Source organism: Limibacter armeniacum, assembly GCF_036880985.1.
In the GTDB taxonomy this organism is placed as follows: domain Bacteria; phylum Bacteroidota; class Bacteroidia; order Cytophagales; family Flammeovirgaceae; genus Limibacter; species Limibacter armeniacum.
In genome coordinates, this window is record NZ_JBAJNO010000009.1 from 607475 (window position 1) to 620521 (window position 13047).

9 protein-coding genes and 1 tRNA gene are annotated in these 13047 nt (G+C 50.2%); all 10 read right to left on the reverse strand.

All coding sequences use genetic code 11. The features are described 5' to 3' along the window. Positions 1–196: 196 nt before the first annotated feature. The 10 genes from V6R21_RS20240 to V6R21_RS20285 all read right to left on the reverse strand — a co-directional run bounded on the left by V6R21_RS20240 (position 197) and on the right by V6R21_RS20285 (position 12963). Positions 197–270, reverse strand: a tRNA-Ile gene (locus V6R21_RS20240). Between the two features lie 445 nt (positions 271–715). Then, a complete protein-coding gene (locus tag V6R21_RS20245) occupies positions 716–3730 on the reverse strand; it encodes a hypothetical protein (RefSeq protein ID WP_334245374.1) in 3015 nt (1004 codons plus the stop codon). Positions 3731–3809: 79 nt separating this feature from the next. Beyond that, complete coding sequence (locus tag V6R21_RS20250; protein WP_334245375.1) at positions 3810–4658, reverse strand: fibronectin type III domain-containing protein; 849 nt, start codon at positions 4656–4658, stop codon at positions 3810–3812. 18 nt (positions 4659–4676) lie between these two features. Continuing rightward, the gene (locus V6R21_RS20255; RefSeq protein ID WP_334245376.1) at positions 4677–5471 is read right to left on the reverse strand and encodes a hypothetical protein; all 795 of its coding nucleotides are present in this window, start codon (positions 5469–5471) and stop codon (positions 4677–4679) included. Then, positions 5468–7444 (reverse strand): hypothetical protein, encoded by a 1977-nt coding sequence (locus V6R21_RS20260; RefSeq protein WP_334245377.1) that lies wholly within the window; start codon positions 7442–7444, stop codon positions 5468–5470. Before V6R21_RS20260 ends, V6R21_RS20255 begins: the two co-directional genes overlap by 4 nt. Further along, a complete protein-coding gene (locus V6R21_RS20265) occupies positions 7378–10032 on the reverse strand; it encodes a phage tail tape measure protein (protein ID WP_334245378.1) in 2655 nt (884 codons plus the stop codon). Before V6R21_RS20265 ends, V6R21_RS20260 begins: the two co-directional genes overlap by 67 nt. A gap of 111 nt (positions 10033–10143) precedes the next feature. After that, the gene (locus tag V6R21_RS20270) at positions 10144–10719 is read right to left on the reverse strand and encodes a hypothetical protein (RefSeq protein ID WP_334245379.1); all 576 of its coding nucleotides are present in this window, start codon (positions 10717–10719) and stop codon (positions 10144–10146) included. Next, a complete protein-coding gene (locus V6R21_RS20275; RefSeq protein WP_334245380.1) occupies positions 10719–10988 on the reverse strand; it encodes a hypothetical protein in 270 nt (89 codons plus the stop codon). Before V6R21_RS20275 ends, V6R21_RS20270 begins: the two co-directional genes overlap by 1 nt. Before the next feature lie 78 nt (positions 10989–11066). Continuing rightward, the gene (locus V6R21_RS20280; RefSeq protein WP_334245381.1) at positions 11067–11951 is read right to left on the reverse strand and encodes a hypothetical protein; all 885 of its coding nucleotides are present in this window, start codon (positions 11949–11951) and stop codon (positions 11067–11069) included. Positions 11952–12042: 91 nt separating this feature from the next. Further along, positions 12043–12963, reverse strand: coding sequence for an HK97 family phage prohead protease (locus V6R21_RS20285; protein WP_334245382.1), 921 nt, complete (start codon positions 12961–12963; stop codon positions 12043–12045). Positions 12964–13047 lie beyond the last annotated feature (84 nt).

Sequence of the window (13047 nt, forward strand, 5' to 3'; positions counted from 1 at the left end):
TTTGATTGTTTTGTTAGCAAAAAATTGTTTAAAAAATGTGGTGCGCCCTCGAAAAAAAGTGCGCCCTTAAGGGTGGCCTCGGAGGTAAATCAACTGAAAAAAAATCAGTTAAATGCAAAAAGCACCACATGAGTAATTTCAAGTGGTGCTTCTAAATGCTCTAAAACGTTGATTAAACGTCTATTCTAAAATATTGTGGTCCCAACTGGGCTCGAACCAGTGACCCTCTGATTATGAGTCAGATGCTCTAACCAACTGAGCTATAGGACCGTCAAGCGGCGTGTTTTCCGTTTGATTGCAATGCAAATGTAGCAGGTTAAATCTTTAATACAATACGTTTTTGCAGCAAAAAATGCACTTTATCGCTAATTTCTTGAAATACAGTGGAAAAAATTTTCAACAGATTCTCCCCTCGTTAGCCAATTGTATTAAAAACTGTTTAAGTCCAATTATTCAGACCCTATTAAAACATGCGATTACAATACCATTTTAAGTGTTTCTAGTTTTATCAGGGACATTAAAGGGACGTTCATTAACATTACACTGAATATCCCCTTTCTTAATATCATACAGTACAAGACGTCCTACCCAATAAACCGAACTTCATAACCCTTTGGTTCTTCCCTACTCAACAACAGTGTTATTTGCATACATCTATGTTTCTATGAAAAACACATGACATAAAAAAACCTCCCGGTGATGGGAGGCTTTTCTATTACCTGTTGGACATATTCGTATTGGAAGCATTGGAGATAAAACTTAGATCGCTCATGCTGTATTTCTTGTACCTTGGAGACTGCGGGTAGTTATCCACATAGAACACATCCCCTCTTATGTAGAGCGTATTTGAATACTGGTTAGGGCTTACTGATGTCATGTCAACCCCATGCACATTTGCAGAAATCCAATCCCTTTCACAAGCAACCTTCACATTGTTGATAAAAGCTGCCCCATCACTAATAAAGTACCCCCCAGACCCAACACTCAAGACAACATCCTTTACCGTGTTCTTGTCTGCATTGGCTGAAAAGGCCATGTTCAGCAGGTCCTCCCAGTAACCAACAGAGTCAGCATATACCGTCGTTGAATTATCCTGCTCATAGGAAGTCAAAGCGATGTAATTCATTGAAGGGGACGGGAAGTTGATCAGGTTCGGCACAACACTGTTCAGCTGTACAGGCAGGCTGCCAAACATCCGCCTATCGTCCTGGTTCAGGATAAGCCGCTCCAGTGAATCGGTATTGTAGAGTACCGTTTCGGTATCACACAAATCCAGTCCCAACTCTTTCAGTGAGGTATTGCCTGACAGGTCAATACTGGTGGGCATGTTTCCGGAAGCATTGAACACCTCCAGGTTATCCTTGTTGATCGAGGCCATATCCACAATGAAGTCCGTATTTCCCTGCAACCCGTTAAAACCGTTCTGGTCCATTCTCTTAGGGGTGACCAGCTCCCTGAGGCTTGGCAGGTTGGAGGCCCTGAAATAGTATTCCAGATACCTGTTGAGGTGCAGTACTTCAAGGTTTGGGAAGTTATCAAACACCAGTCCCTGATACCCTGAATCGATAATCGAGTTTCCATATGCGCCACGCCTGAACTCCACCAGCGAGGACTTGTCAAAGCCTGCATCATTCCAGAAGGGGCTGAAGTACATCTGTGCCCAAGGCTCAAAGTATTTCAGGGACTTCAGGTTGATGATGTTCACCCTGGCAGCAGCATCACTGATCATGGAGAAAGGCATCAGCCACAGCTCCTCCACATGGTCCACATTCCCAAAGTCAATGGTCATTTGGTTGTTGGGCGGCTTGTATCCCCTGATCGATGCCCTCATAAAGTCCAGCGTGCCAAATTTTGGCACCACTAACGGCTCTGGGGTGATGCCCTGCGTTATCGCATCATTTCCCCTGAACACGGTTACATCCGTGAGCTTGCGGGTATAATGGTACATCTTGTTGGTCGGGCTGGCATCACAATAAACATAGCGTGCCCACCTGAAAGGCTCTACCAGGTTGTTGATCTCATCCCTCATGTCCAGGGTGCAAGTGTCTTGCCCCTTGTACTTGTCGGCGGCTTCCTGCCAACTGTTTGAGCCTTGGTTTGCATTCCCGTTTGGAATAAAGCAGGAAACGATATCCGTGATGGCCTCATGGATGCTCTGCCAGATCGAACCCCCATTCACCCAGTCATTCCCTCCATTGTCCGTGAAAACCTCCTCAAACTTGGGGTGCATGATCTCAATGCCGGTATCATCATAGAACTGCTCCGTTGCTTCCGTGACATTGTCGTCAATCCCTTGTGAAAGCGCCATAAAGTCCAGCACCACAGTCCCTGTTGTCACGTCACCCTGCTCAATCTGTGTAATCATGTCCAGGATGCTAAGGTCAGTGTCCCTGAGTATTACCCGCATGGAGCTGTCGAAAACCACCTGTGTAAACTGTGGCGCAACTGTCATCCTAAGCTTGCGCATATTAAGCCTGACAATGGCAGCAGGCTCCGTATGGTAAAACTCCAGCCTTGTACCGTCCAGACCTACCCAGTTGCTCCTGTTCGTAATATTGAACTGATAGGAATTGTACTGCCCCTTGGTGATGATCAGCCCTTCCCCTGAGTTTTGGGAAAAGCAGTTCCGCATATCATACATGCCACCCTTCATATAGACTATACCCAATAGGTAAGTAGCCGTTGTGATGGTCCAACCCTCACCGTTACCATCAAAGTTTGGCCCACCCAATTTGGTCATCAGGTCAATACATGCCTGGTCAGGCTCCTGACCAGGTATCAATGGAAAACCTTCCTGTGTATCGCTGCTGTCTGTTGAGTCCGGAATAATGACCCCAATCTTAAAGGTACGTCCCGTAAAGGTCAGATCCTCTCCCCGCAGATCCAGCTGCTGCAAAACCGAAAGCAGCTTATCCTTTGTCAGGATGGCATTGGTCATATCAAGGGTAAATCCCGCTTTCCGGATAAAGCTGCCCAGTGTCAGGTTCAGGTCACTGCCGTTCTTCAGCTCCACTGCCTGAAGGCCTGTCCAGCTGTCATCCAAAAGTACATTCCCTTCCACCAAGGCTTCACTGAAGCGCAAGGCAGTGATGGCACTCTTGCCATCCATGGCATAGATATAGGTCAGTTCCCCTTTCTGCACCAAAAGGTTGTTACCTCCCTCCACCACAAGGTTTTCCGGATACTGTGCCTTGACAATCAGGTCAGGTGTGGTGACATTGAAGCTTGCCAGTTTCACCCCTTTCTGGATGGAGCAGGAAAAGGCATTACAGGTGATGGTGCCAAGGATTTCCCCCAGTTCCGCATTGCCCCTTGGGATGGCTTTCCTGAGCTTGAAGTTCATGGGCTGGTAGGCAGTTTCCTCCCCAAAATAGTAGGCGGTCTTGTCCTGCGTCACGAATACGGCACTGAACTGCTCACGGGTATAGTTCAGGTAGTTGATCAGGTTGGTGTAGTCAGCTTCAAGATTGAGCGAGAACTCACAGACAAACTCCCCATAGGCAATCTTTTTCCCGATCTCAAAGGGGTTGCTGGTCAGCTCTCCCGCCACCTCCATGATCTCCAGCACATCGGTGGATTCCCGGTCGAGGTACATGTTTTCCGGCTCGATCGGATCCCGCAGGATGGCACTGGGACTGACAATGGCAATATGGGTAATCTTGGCCCTGAGCGCCTCACACTTTCCGTCATGCTGGGCACTCTGCGGTTTTCCTTGTATAATCTTAGGCATGGTTTCTCTCTTGTTTTGGCAAAGAAAAAAAAGCCGCCTGCCAGGAGGCGAGACGGCTTACAGGCTACATCATAGCTGGTTAGGCAGTGGTCAATACCTGAATGATTTTCGAGTTGGCAGAGGTGCCTGCCCCGTTCACTGCCCTCACCCTGACAAAGTAGCTGGTGGAAGCGGCAAGGCCATCCACCGTGGTGGTTTCGGTTACGCTTCCCGAAGAGGTGATGACCTTGTCATCAAAACCTACGACCTTGCTGGTGAATGCCAGGTCAGTGGCCACATCCAATCGGTACTGGGTTGCTCCAGCCACAGCATCAAAGGTCAAATCAAAACTGTCTGCATCCTCATTGGCGGATACCAAGCCTGAAGGAGCTGCAGGGCTCAGGAATACCTCTGAAGGTACCTTGGTGTAGAACTCCTTGTGCAGGGCTGTCCAGTTCACCGTGCCTGATGCCTCCCTTGTCGATGTTTCGGAACCTTCCGACTGGCCGTTGAAATCGTAGCGCACCGGCAGGAAGTTCTGCTCATCGGTGTTGTCCAGGATCACGGCAGCGGTATAGTCCTTGAATACCAGTATGGCCCCGTAGTTGGCGCATGGCTGGCAGATCTGGTTCAGGATCCCCATGGCATTCTCATAGTTGTCAATGATGACCGGATGGGAGAAAGCCGTTCCCGTGTTCTGGTCAGACCTTGTGCCTGATGCCTGCTTTGTGGAGGTGGAACCAGCCGCCAGATTGCCACGGCACTTGAAGATGGTCTTGATCGTGCCATCCTCCATCTTAGTCTTCCACAGTGCGGCATCCGCCATGTCCCACGCCTTGGCATCCCCTTGAACCACCACCAGGAATGCAATCTTTCCGTGGGACAGACCGCATGCCTGATTGGCTCCCACAAAGCCGGAAGAGGAGGTGTATTTTGTGATAATTGCCATTTATTAAAAGGTTTATGGTTAATACTTTATTTCCAGGTAACTGTCTGCCACCCTGAGCTCGACCTCAGCGGTGAACAGCGAATAGTTGTCATCCTCATGCTTGCGGCTGTAGCTGCCTTGCCTGACATACTGCACCCCGTCAATCACAAAGACATTGTGCATCATGGCTATCTGCAGCTTGTCGTGCATCCATGCCGGCATGGGTCTTGTCTGCAGGGTAAGCTGGTTCCATGTGCCGGTTTTCACGTTCAGCAGGTTGCCCTTGCTGTCGGTGTAGCTTTCCGTTTCCTCTCCCATATCCGCATTGACAAGCCTAGCGGGCATGTAAATCCTGCTCTGGAACTGGTTGGCAGAATTGTCAAAGTAGTACGGCATCACGCTGTAGGGATTCGATGGAATCGGGTCATTGTAATAGGTCACCTCCAGCAGGTCGGGCTCCGAGAAGGTGATGGGTTCGCTTTCCGCCACCCAGCCGGAAGCTGTTGCCCCCACCGAGTAACTGTCCTTGGTGATCACCACCCTTCCTTCCTCGTTGATGGTGAGGTAATCCCCCTTGGTGAAAAGGCTGTAGTCCACGCCGGCAGAAAGCGCTTTACCCTCCAGTACCGTATAGTCACTGTCCACCAGATAGGCATAGAAGTTTTCCGTCTCGGATTCAGGGAAAAAGCCCGCTGCGATAAACACATCCTTTCCCTGCATCCAAGGCTGTTCGTACCAGGCATGCAGCACATCGTACTGCGCCTCCTCCACATACAGCTTTTCGCCGCTGTCCCGTGTCCTGAACCTCAATGCATTTCCCTTGAATATTTTCATAGACCAATCAGTTGTAGGGTCGCCATTCCTTTTCCTGCATCAAACTTCACCTTCTCGATAAAGCCCTCCTTGTGATCCTGGTTGCTTTCAGAAAACCTGACCACCCCGTACTTGCCTGCCACCACCTGTGAGAGCTGGCTCCGGTTCATCGGGCTTTCCACCGTATAGCGTACCGGCTGGAAGATTGCATTGTATGGGGACATCGGCTGGTCTGTCTTGGTCTTGACCAGCAGGTCTTCCCGCATCTCGATATTGCCCTCATGGGAAATCAGCCTGATGTTCTTGCTTCGGTTCAGGTATGCTGACTTGATAAAGTCCAGCCACCTTCTCAGGTTTTCCCATGGGATAATGCTGAAGTTGTAGAGCGTTTCAGGTGAAAGCACCTTGTCCACCAGCCTTCCATCCGGATGGCCTGCCACTGAGTAAAAGCCATCATCTTCGCCCTTGTAGTAGTGGACAATAAAGGTTTCCTTGTCGTGCTTGTATGGGCTGGTGTCCTCATTCTCATACCGCTTCCTTCTGGTCACCTCCAGCATGTACTGGTCTGCCAGAAACTTGCTCCTGATGTCCAGTTCATTTTCTATGGCCAGCAGCTGGGTGGTATACTCCAGCTCCCCACAGATAGGGTCATTGGCATTGGGCTCATCCTCCTCATAGTATTTCTGGTAACCGACTTTCACATTGTTCCAGTAGCGTTCCTCTGCCACCTCTTCCTTTATGCTTACATAGTCCAGTGTCAGGGCTGTGGTGTACTTGTCATAGAAGTGGCGCATCCTTTCCACCACCACCTTGCCATTGTCGATACCCAACCCAAGGCAGAAAATGGCGCTGGCACCCTCAAACAGTTCCTTGAGTGAGGTTTGGAAAGGCTTGTCCACTGCAGGGAAATTGCGGACCATAAACCCCGACATCAGCCCGTACCACTGAAAATCCCCTCCTGTGCCCAGTGCCTCGGAGGTGAACATTCCTGCCTGCCCAAAGATCTGCTCGCAAACCCCCTTCATGGCATCCCCGATCTGAAAGAAACGGTTGACACTGCTTTCCACCGGATAGGAATGCCTGACGGTGATCCTTGCCAGCTGGAAGGAGGTCAGGGAACCGGTGGAAACAATGATATTCCAGTTCTTCTTGATGTAGACGCTGTCCAGTTCCCACCTGATATAGGGCACAAGGATATCTGTTGTGCCCGGCTCGTCATAGGTATAGATATTGAAGTCCTGATTGTCATTGGAAGAACCCCCGTCAAAGTCCAGGATATGGAAGTTGATATAGCCTTCCGCATCATGGCGGACCTTGTAGAACTCCACCGTTATTTTCCAGTACCCTTCCTGCTCTGTTTCCTGGCACCTCAAGGAAGGGGCTGTATACTCATCGCTCCCAAGCGGGTCATACTTCACTGGGGAATAGAGCAGCATTTCATCCTTGACCTTGGCCAAGTCCAGGTGCGGGGCTTCCCCTCCACTGATCTGTATCCAGGTAGTTGCCTCAAAGACGGTTTCCAGTTCCAGCACCCGGCTGTGAAGCTCAATGGCTGACTGGTAGCTGTCCGGTACCTGAACCTTGTCCTTGAACCTAGCCTTCAGCATCTGGCGGAAAGAGCTTTCCTCTATGCTGACCTCAAAGAAGGTCCCGTCATCCGTGTAGGTGGAAAAGTCCACCAGTCCGTCATAGAGTATGGAGCCATCTTCTTTGATCTCCAGCATCACCTGGGCATCGATTCCTTCCAAGTTCAGGGCATTGCGTAAAAACTTCCTGCCCTGACCGATAAAGCCCAATTCCGTTTCCAGAAAGGAGTAGAAAACGCCATGGGTGCTCTTGTCCCTTTCAAGGGAGATCACCAGCTCATCCCAGCCACGAGGGTCTTCCACGGTTTGGGTTACCCCGTCATATGTCAGTGTAAAATCCATCATGTCAACCTGTGTTTGGCGTTCATCTTTACCTGCCTGCTGTTCTTGTAGGAAAGTGCTGTCCACATCCTGTCCCTGTCCGGCAGTACCAGCATGGAAGGAAGGTTCTGGAACCCTTTCTCTATTGCCTTGGCGGTGTCCCTGTTGTCAATCGTGACATTGGTGTTTCCGCTGCTGACGGCTACCATATATTCCTGTAGCCTGTTCCGGGCGGCTTCTTCCCCTGTCACCAGTGACATCACTGCCTCATCGCTGACCTTTCCGGTATGGATAGCCTCAAAGGCAGGTAGCAGCTTGCGGGTCTTCTCAGAGGTGAAGACAAACTCATCCTTGTGAACCGTGCCTACCACGCCATGGCCGTAGTTGTCCGTGAAAAGGGCATTGGATCCAGTGAAACCGCCATCGTTAAATCCTCTCAAGCTTGCCAGTACCGAAAGGATGGTGGCAGCAGTTGAGGCAATTGCCACGATATTGCCCGGAAACGGAAGCTTTGCCTGCTCTGCTGCACCCTCTGCCGCCTTGGCACTTGCCGCAGCGGTGGAAGCAGCAGCCTCCTTCTTTTTCTGCACTTCCTTCAGCTGTGACATCAGCAGTTCCCTTTGGTCAAAGGCTTCCTTGATCTGGATAAAGGCGGAAAACGCCTGCTGCATTGCCCCGAACGCACGGGCCACTTCCTCACCGTTCTCAAACATCTGAGCCAGTGCATCACCTGCCTGCAGGAACCCATCCACAGCATCCTCGTGGGAGCCGTTGATCTCTTCCATCAGTTCCTTTTCCTCCTCCAGCAGCTTGTTGTATTCCTCTTTCAGTTCTGCACGCCTTTCGTCTGTTTCCAGCTGTGCCTCGGTCAGTTCCAGCTCTGCCTCCATCGTGTCCAGCCTTTCGCTTCCGTCCGATTGCCCGTATTCCTCTGCGATCTCTGCCAGCCTTTCAGCCCTTGAAAGCCTGATGCCGGCAATGATTTCATTTTGCAGTTCTTCCAGTTCAATCTCCCCATTCAGGTATGCCCGCTTGGCTTCCAGTTCCTGCCCGTAGTATTCCAGTTGTGCCTCCTGCACTGCGTTCTGGTATTCTTTCAATCGCTTCTTTTCCTCCTCGGCGGCTTTCTTGTCTGCACCAGCTTTGGCTTTGGCGGTATCTTCAGCGGCTTTTTTAGCTCTTTCAGCCTGTATCTTGGCTAATTCTTCCTCATACTTTTTCTTCTTGGCTGCATCATCCCTTAGTTTCCTGTCTGCTTCTGCCGCATAGTAGTCATCACTTGCTTTCTTTCGCTTCTCGATCTCGGCTGCATACTCTTCCGCTTCTTTCCGGAACCGCTCCTCCATTTTCCTGTCTCCACGCTTATACTGGATATCCGCTTTTTGGTCTGCTAACTTCTTCTGCTCCTGCAATTCCAGATAGGTCAGCTTCTCCAGTTGCTCCTTCCGATCCTGCAACTCCATTTGCTTGAGCCTTTCCTTGTCTTCAGCATCGCCAAAAGTGACCAGTCTCCAACGTTTTGCCTGCTTGATCAGCTCCGTGAATGCCTCCACTCCCCATGTCTTGAAATTTGTCCACATGGTTTCTGTGGCTTTGGCCCAGTCATCCAAAAAGCCCAATTCCTTGGCAAGCTCAGCAGTGGCAGTTTCCAAGTCGATGGTAGCATCTGTCAAGTCTTTTGTCTCGTCAGTGGTGTAACCCATCTGCTCATTGGCATTCTTGCTGGACTGTTCCACCAGATCCAGTACCCGAACCAGTCCACCAATATCTTCAGTCGCACCTTTGCCAATATCAGCTGTTAGGGTCTGCAACTGGTCTACTGACAGGTTGGTTTCCTTGATTTGCTTGTTGAGCAGGGCCATCGCTTCCTTCACGGAGATGGTACCCGAACGAAGCCCAGCAAAAAGCCTGTCTGTGAAGTCCTGCCCCAAAGGAGCCAAAGCCTTTTGCTGCACATCGGTCAACTCAAGGAGTGAGAGCTGGATTTCCTTCACGGAATCCAGCAGCTTATCATCCCAAACGCCTTCCTGTGCCTCGGTCTGGGCAATGCTGATCAGGTCATTGAGTGCAAATCCTGCATTGGCAAACTGAGGTGCATACTCTTCAATTCGTTGCAGGAATTCATCTGTCACATCAGCCCCATTTTCAAAACCACGCCTGACTGATACAAAAGCCTCCTCAAAGGATACCTTGAAGTTTTTAGCCTGTGCATTGACAGAGCGTAGCGTTTCCTTGAAGTCCTTGCCGTAGGTGTCAGACAATGCCTTGACCTGAGCCGTTTGCTTGATCAGCTCACTGCCCTGTGCACCAGTGAAGAACTGTACATCCTTGCCAAGTGCCTTGTACTGGCTTGCCAGCTGCTGGAGTTCACGGCCAAGCAATACAGCTCCAGTCACGGCAGCGGCAAACATGTTCACTTTCCCGAACTGCAGGGCAGCGCCTTTCAGGTCAAGCATCTTGCCACCCACCTGACCAAGGTTGCCCAGCAGCTCATCACCGGAACCCTTGATTCCTGAAAAGCTGTTCTTGGCTTCCTGCCCGGATTGCTTGGCGTTCTGCTTGACCTGATCGAGGTCTTTCTGTACCACACCCAGTTCCTGACTGACATCCTCAAGGACTTTCAGGAACTGCTTGTACTCCGCAAATTCGAGATTGAATGTTTCCTTTACTGCCACCTAACTATCGTTTCTTTTCTTCCTGTGCATCCCTTGTCAGCTGCATGTAGTGCCAGTACCTTTCGGCACTCATCAGCTTGATTTCCCTGATTCTGGTCTGGTCCCCTCCGGTCATCCGGAAGAGTTTTTCCTCATGGCGGTACCAGGTTCCCGCCCACCTGTCAGACGGAGGTACAACTCCCTGTAGGTTATCGCCTTCGCCTCCGACACTTTCAAAGAACGCTGGATAACTTCCAGCGATGAACTCTGATACATGTCCAAGTGCTTTAAGAGGTGTGGCAAAAAAAAATCGGATGCCGGCACCTGCTTGAATGCCTTGATCTTCTCTTCGGCAATGGTGAAGTCGTAATCCGAGATATCTTCCTCCAGTGTGAAATAGAACAGCGATGCCATCCGGTAAAGGCTGTCCGTGCTTCGGCAGTTTAGGGAGATGTCCTTGACCATCTGGGAGAGCTGCACCACCTTGCCAAAGTCATGCACACTTGCCGCCTGTACAATGGCATCCATGTAATTGGAAAGTTCCTCTGGGTTCAGCCCATTCTGCATGTCACGGTAGAAGTCCGAAAAGAACATCCGCCTTGTCTCGGGCAGGTCTGCCGCATCGGCAAAGCGATACACTTCCTGACCTTCCACCGTGACACCCTCCACCAGCAGGACCTTTTTCCTAGTCTGTGGGTGAAGTTTCATTACAGTTGGGTGCTGAGTCCAACATAAGCACCTTTGGTTGCCTGCTTGGCGTGTGCCTCGCTTGCATACCATTCCACCTTATTCTCTTTCAGGGAGAAGAAGAGTTTCTTGATGCCCTTCTCGGTAAGGGCTTCCACCTGCTCTTTCTGCTCTTCTGTCAGGGCTTCTTTCACCTGTTTCTCCGTCGGTCTTTTCACTGCTGCAGCAGGTTCCTGCTCGTTCAGTTCTTCGGCTTTTGCTGCCGTCTGTGTTTTACTTGATGTAGCCATTTTACTTGTATGGGTTTGGGGTGATAAAAATGCGGGGAGCTATCACCCTCCCCACTGTTTGCCTAGAAAATCCACAGATCAGGAGAAGGTGGTGTAAAGCACCGCATCTTCACCAAATGCGTAGTTGACATCGATCTTGAAAAGCATCTTGATGAACCACAGCTCTGAGTTGGCCTGCAACTGCATCAGCTTCAGGTAGGTTTCCTCATCGATGTCATTGACACCCAGCCACAGGTTGGAACCAAGGGTGTTGCCGCATGGCGTGAATAGGATGGTGTCATCCGGCAAGCCGTCAAGCACCTCGACTGGCTTTCCACCATAGGTCATCTTGCCTGCATCGGTCACGTTGGCACCTTTATACCCTTGTGCCTGCTGTGCATTCTCATAGATTTCGGCAGTGTTTGGGTTGACCAGGTAACAGCCTCTTCGGTTGCTTTTCAGGGCAGTCCTTCTGGCCTTTTTCACCGCGTCAAACTTGCTGAAGATGTTTGTCTCATCAAGCACCACCGGTGTGGCGATCTTGGTCACCTTTGCATCTGCCAGCATCTTGGTAAGGAAGCCATCCATAAAGATCAGGTTGTTGGCTCCCGGAGCCAGACCATTGGTGATGGCATCGGTAACGGCCAAAGCATCATACTTTCCTTGCCAGATAGCCAGGTCCATATAAGCCTTGTTCTCCTCAATGATCTTCTGGATGATGGCTGACTCCGCTGTTACAGGAAGTTCGGCATCCAAAAGCTTGGGATTCATCTGCACCGCCATCCAGTGGCTTTCAAACTTGCGTGGGTTAAACTCCAGATAACCCATAAAGTCCTTTGGGGTCAGCTTGCGGGCATCCACATCAATTGCCCCTGAATGGGTAGGGGTTTCCTGATGTGCCTGGATAAAACCTTCCACTTTCAGGGTCGGGATTTCAAGCTCTTTCTTGATGCCACCCTGTACCGCCATCAATCCTTTTTCCATTGTGGAGAAGGACGTGGTGGCGAGCGTGAGGAAATTCATCAGCGCCTCGCCTGCATAATTCGTATTGTTGATCGTGATCGCCATATCTTACTTAGTTTGTGAATTGCATGACTCTTTTAAGAAGCTTGTCAGAGTAGGTGAGCGTCTTAGGACCTTCCTCTTTCTGCTCTGTTGTCTCCTTTGCCTTCTCGGCATTGTACTGCTGGCTTTTCTCCAGCAAGGAGGTTACCTGGGCATTGTAGCCCTGTAGCTTCTGCTCCAGTTCTGTGTTCTTGCTTTCAAGTGCCTTGAAGGTTTCAATCTTTGCATTTACCTCTTCCTCAGTGGCTGTTTTCTCCAAGCCAAGGGAAACGGCAAACTCTTCGGCTGCTGAACCGGCTGCACCCATCAGCAGGGAGCTGATGCTTTCCTCACTGACCTGTTCAAGGCTGAACTTGGTAGCAATGGCTGAAAGGGTATCCTTGCTCTTGTCCGCTGTCAGCGCTTCAATGGCAGCAAGGGCATCGGCTTCGCTTGCATTCTCGGCAAGCCCCAATGCGGTATTGAATTTTGAGATGTCCATTTTATTGGGATTAAGTTTTGGAATATCCTGCTCACCACCGTCTGCCGAGTAAACCCTTACGGCACTGGCATAGGCGGGAATGTCTGTGAATGAAATCTCCATCAGCTCACTGTGCATGATGGACATGAACTGCTGTCCTGGCAGGATGTCTTTAGGGTCATCGGACAACTCAATAGGATCAATTCCCATACTTACCGCCCTGATCGCCCCATCATCCACCAGCTGCTTGATTCTCTGAGCCTCAGGTGTGCTGGCAAAGACCGGGGAGCCATACATCTCATCGTTTTCCTTGGTGATATCCTCCCAGTAGCCGATCACTTCACCACGCTTGTGGTTGAAGAGCATGACCGGATTCTCATTGAAGTTTTCCAGCTTAATTCCACTGACCATCACACGTCCTTTCTTCCTGTTGAGGCCCGAGTCAGCTATCCTGAATCTTTTCTTTTCCATACAGCAGATTCTTTTGAAAACAAATCAACCGAAACCGTGAAGGGGGTGCAAACCGTGTTTCCCTAATTGATCAAATAATGAGCT

Coding starts and splice junctions, on each gene's coding strand:
- V6R21_RS20280 (WP_334245381.1), bottom strand. CDS start 11,951: ATGGAAAAAGGATTGATGGCGGTACAGGGTGGCATCAAGAAAGAGCTT.
- V6R21_RS20250 (WP_334245375.1), bottom strand. CDS start 4,658: ATGGCAATTATCACAAAATACACCTCCTCTTCCGGCTTTGTGGGAGCC.
- V6R21_RS20270 (WP_334245379.1), bottom strand. CDS start 10,719: ATGAAACTTCACCCACAGACTAGGAAAAAGGTCCTGCTGGTGGAGGGT.
- V6R21_RS20275 (WP_334245380.1), bottom strand. CDS start 10,988: ATGGCTACATCAAGTAAAACACAGACGGCAGCAAAAGCCGAAGAACTG.
- V6R21_RS20245 (WP_334245374.1), bottom strand. CDS start 3,730: ATGCCTAAGATTATACAAGGAAAACCGCAGAGTGCCCAGCATGACGGA.
- V6R21_RS20285 (WP_334245382.1), bottom strand. CDS start 12,963: ATGGAAAAGAAAAGATTCAGGATAGCTGACTCGGGCCTCAACAGGAAG.
- V6R21_RS20255 (WP_334245376.1), bottom strand. CDS start 5,471: ATGAAAATATTCAAGGGAAATGCATTGAGGTTCAGGACACGGGACAGC.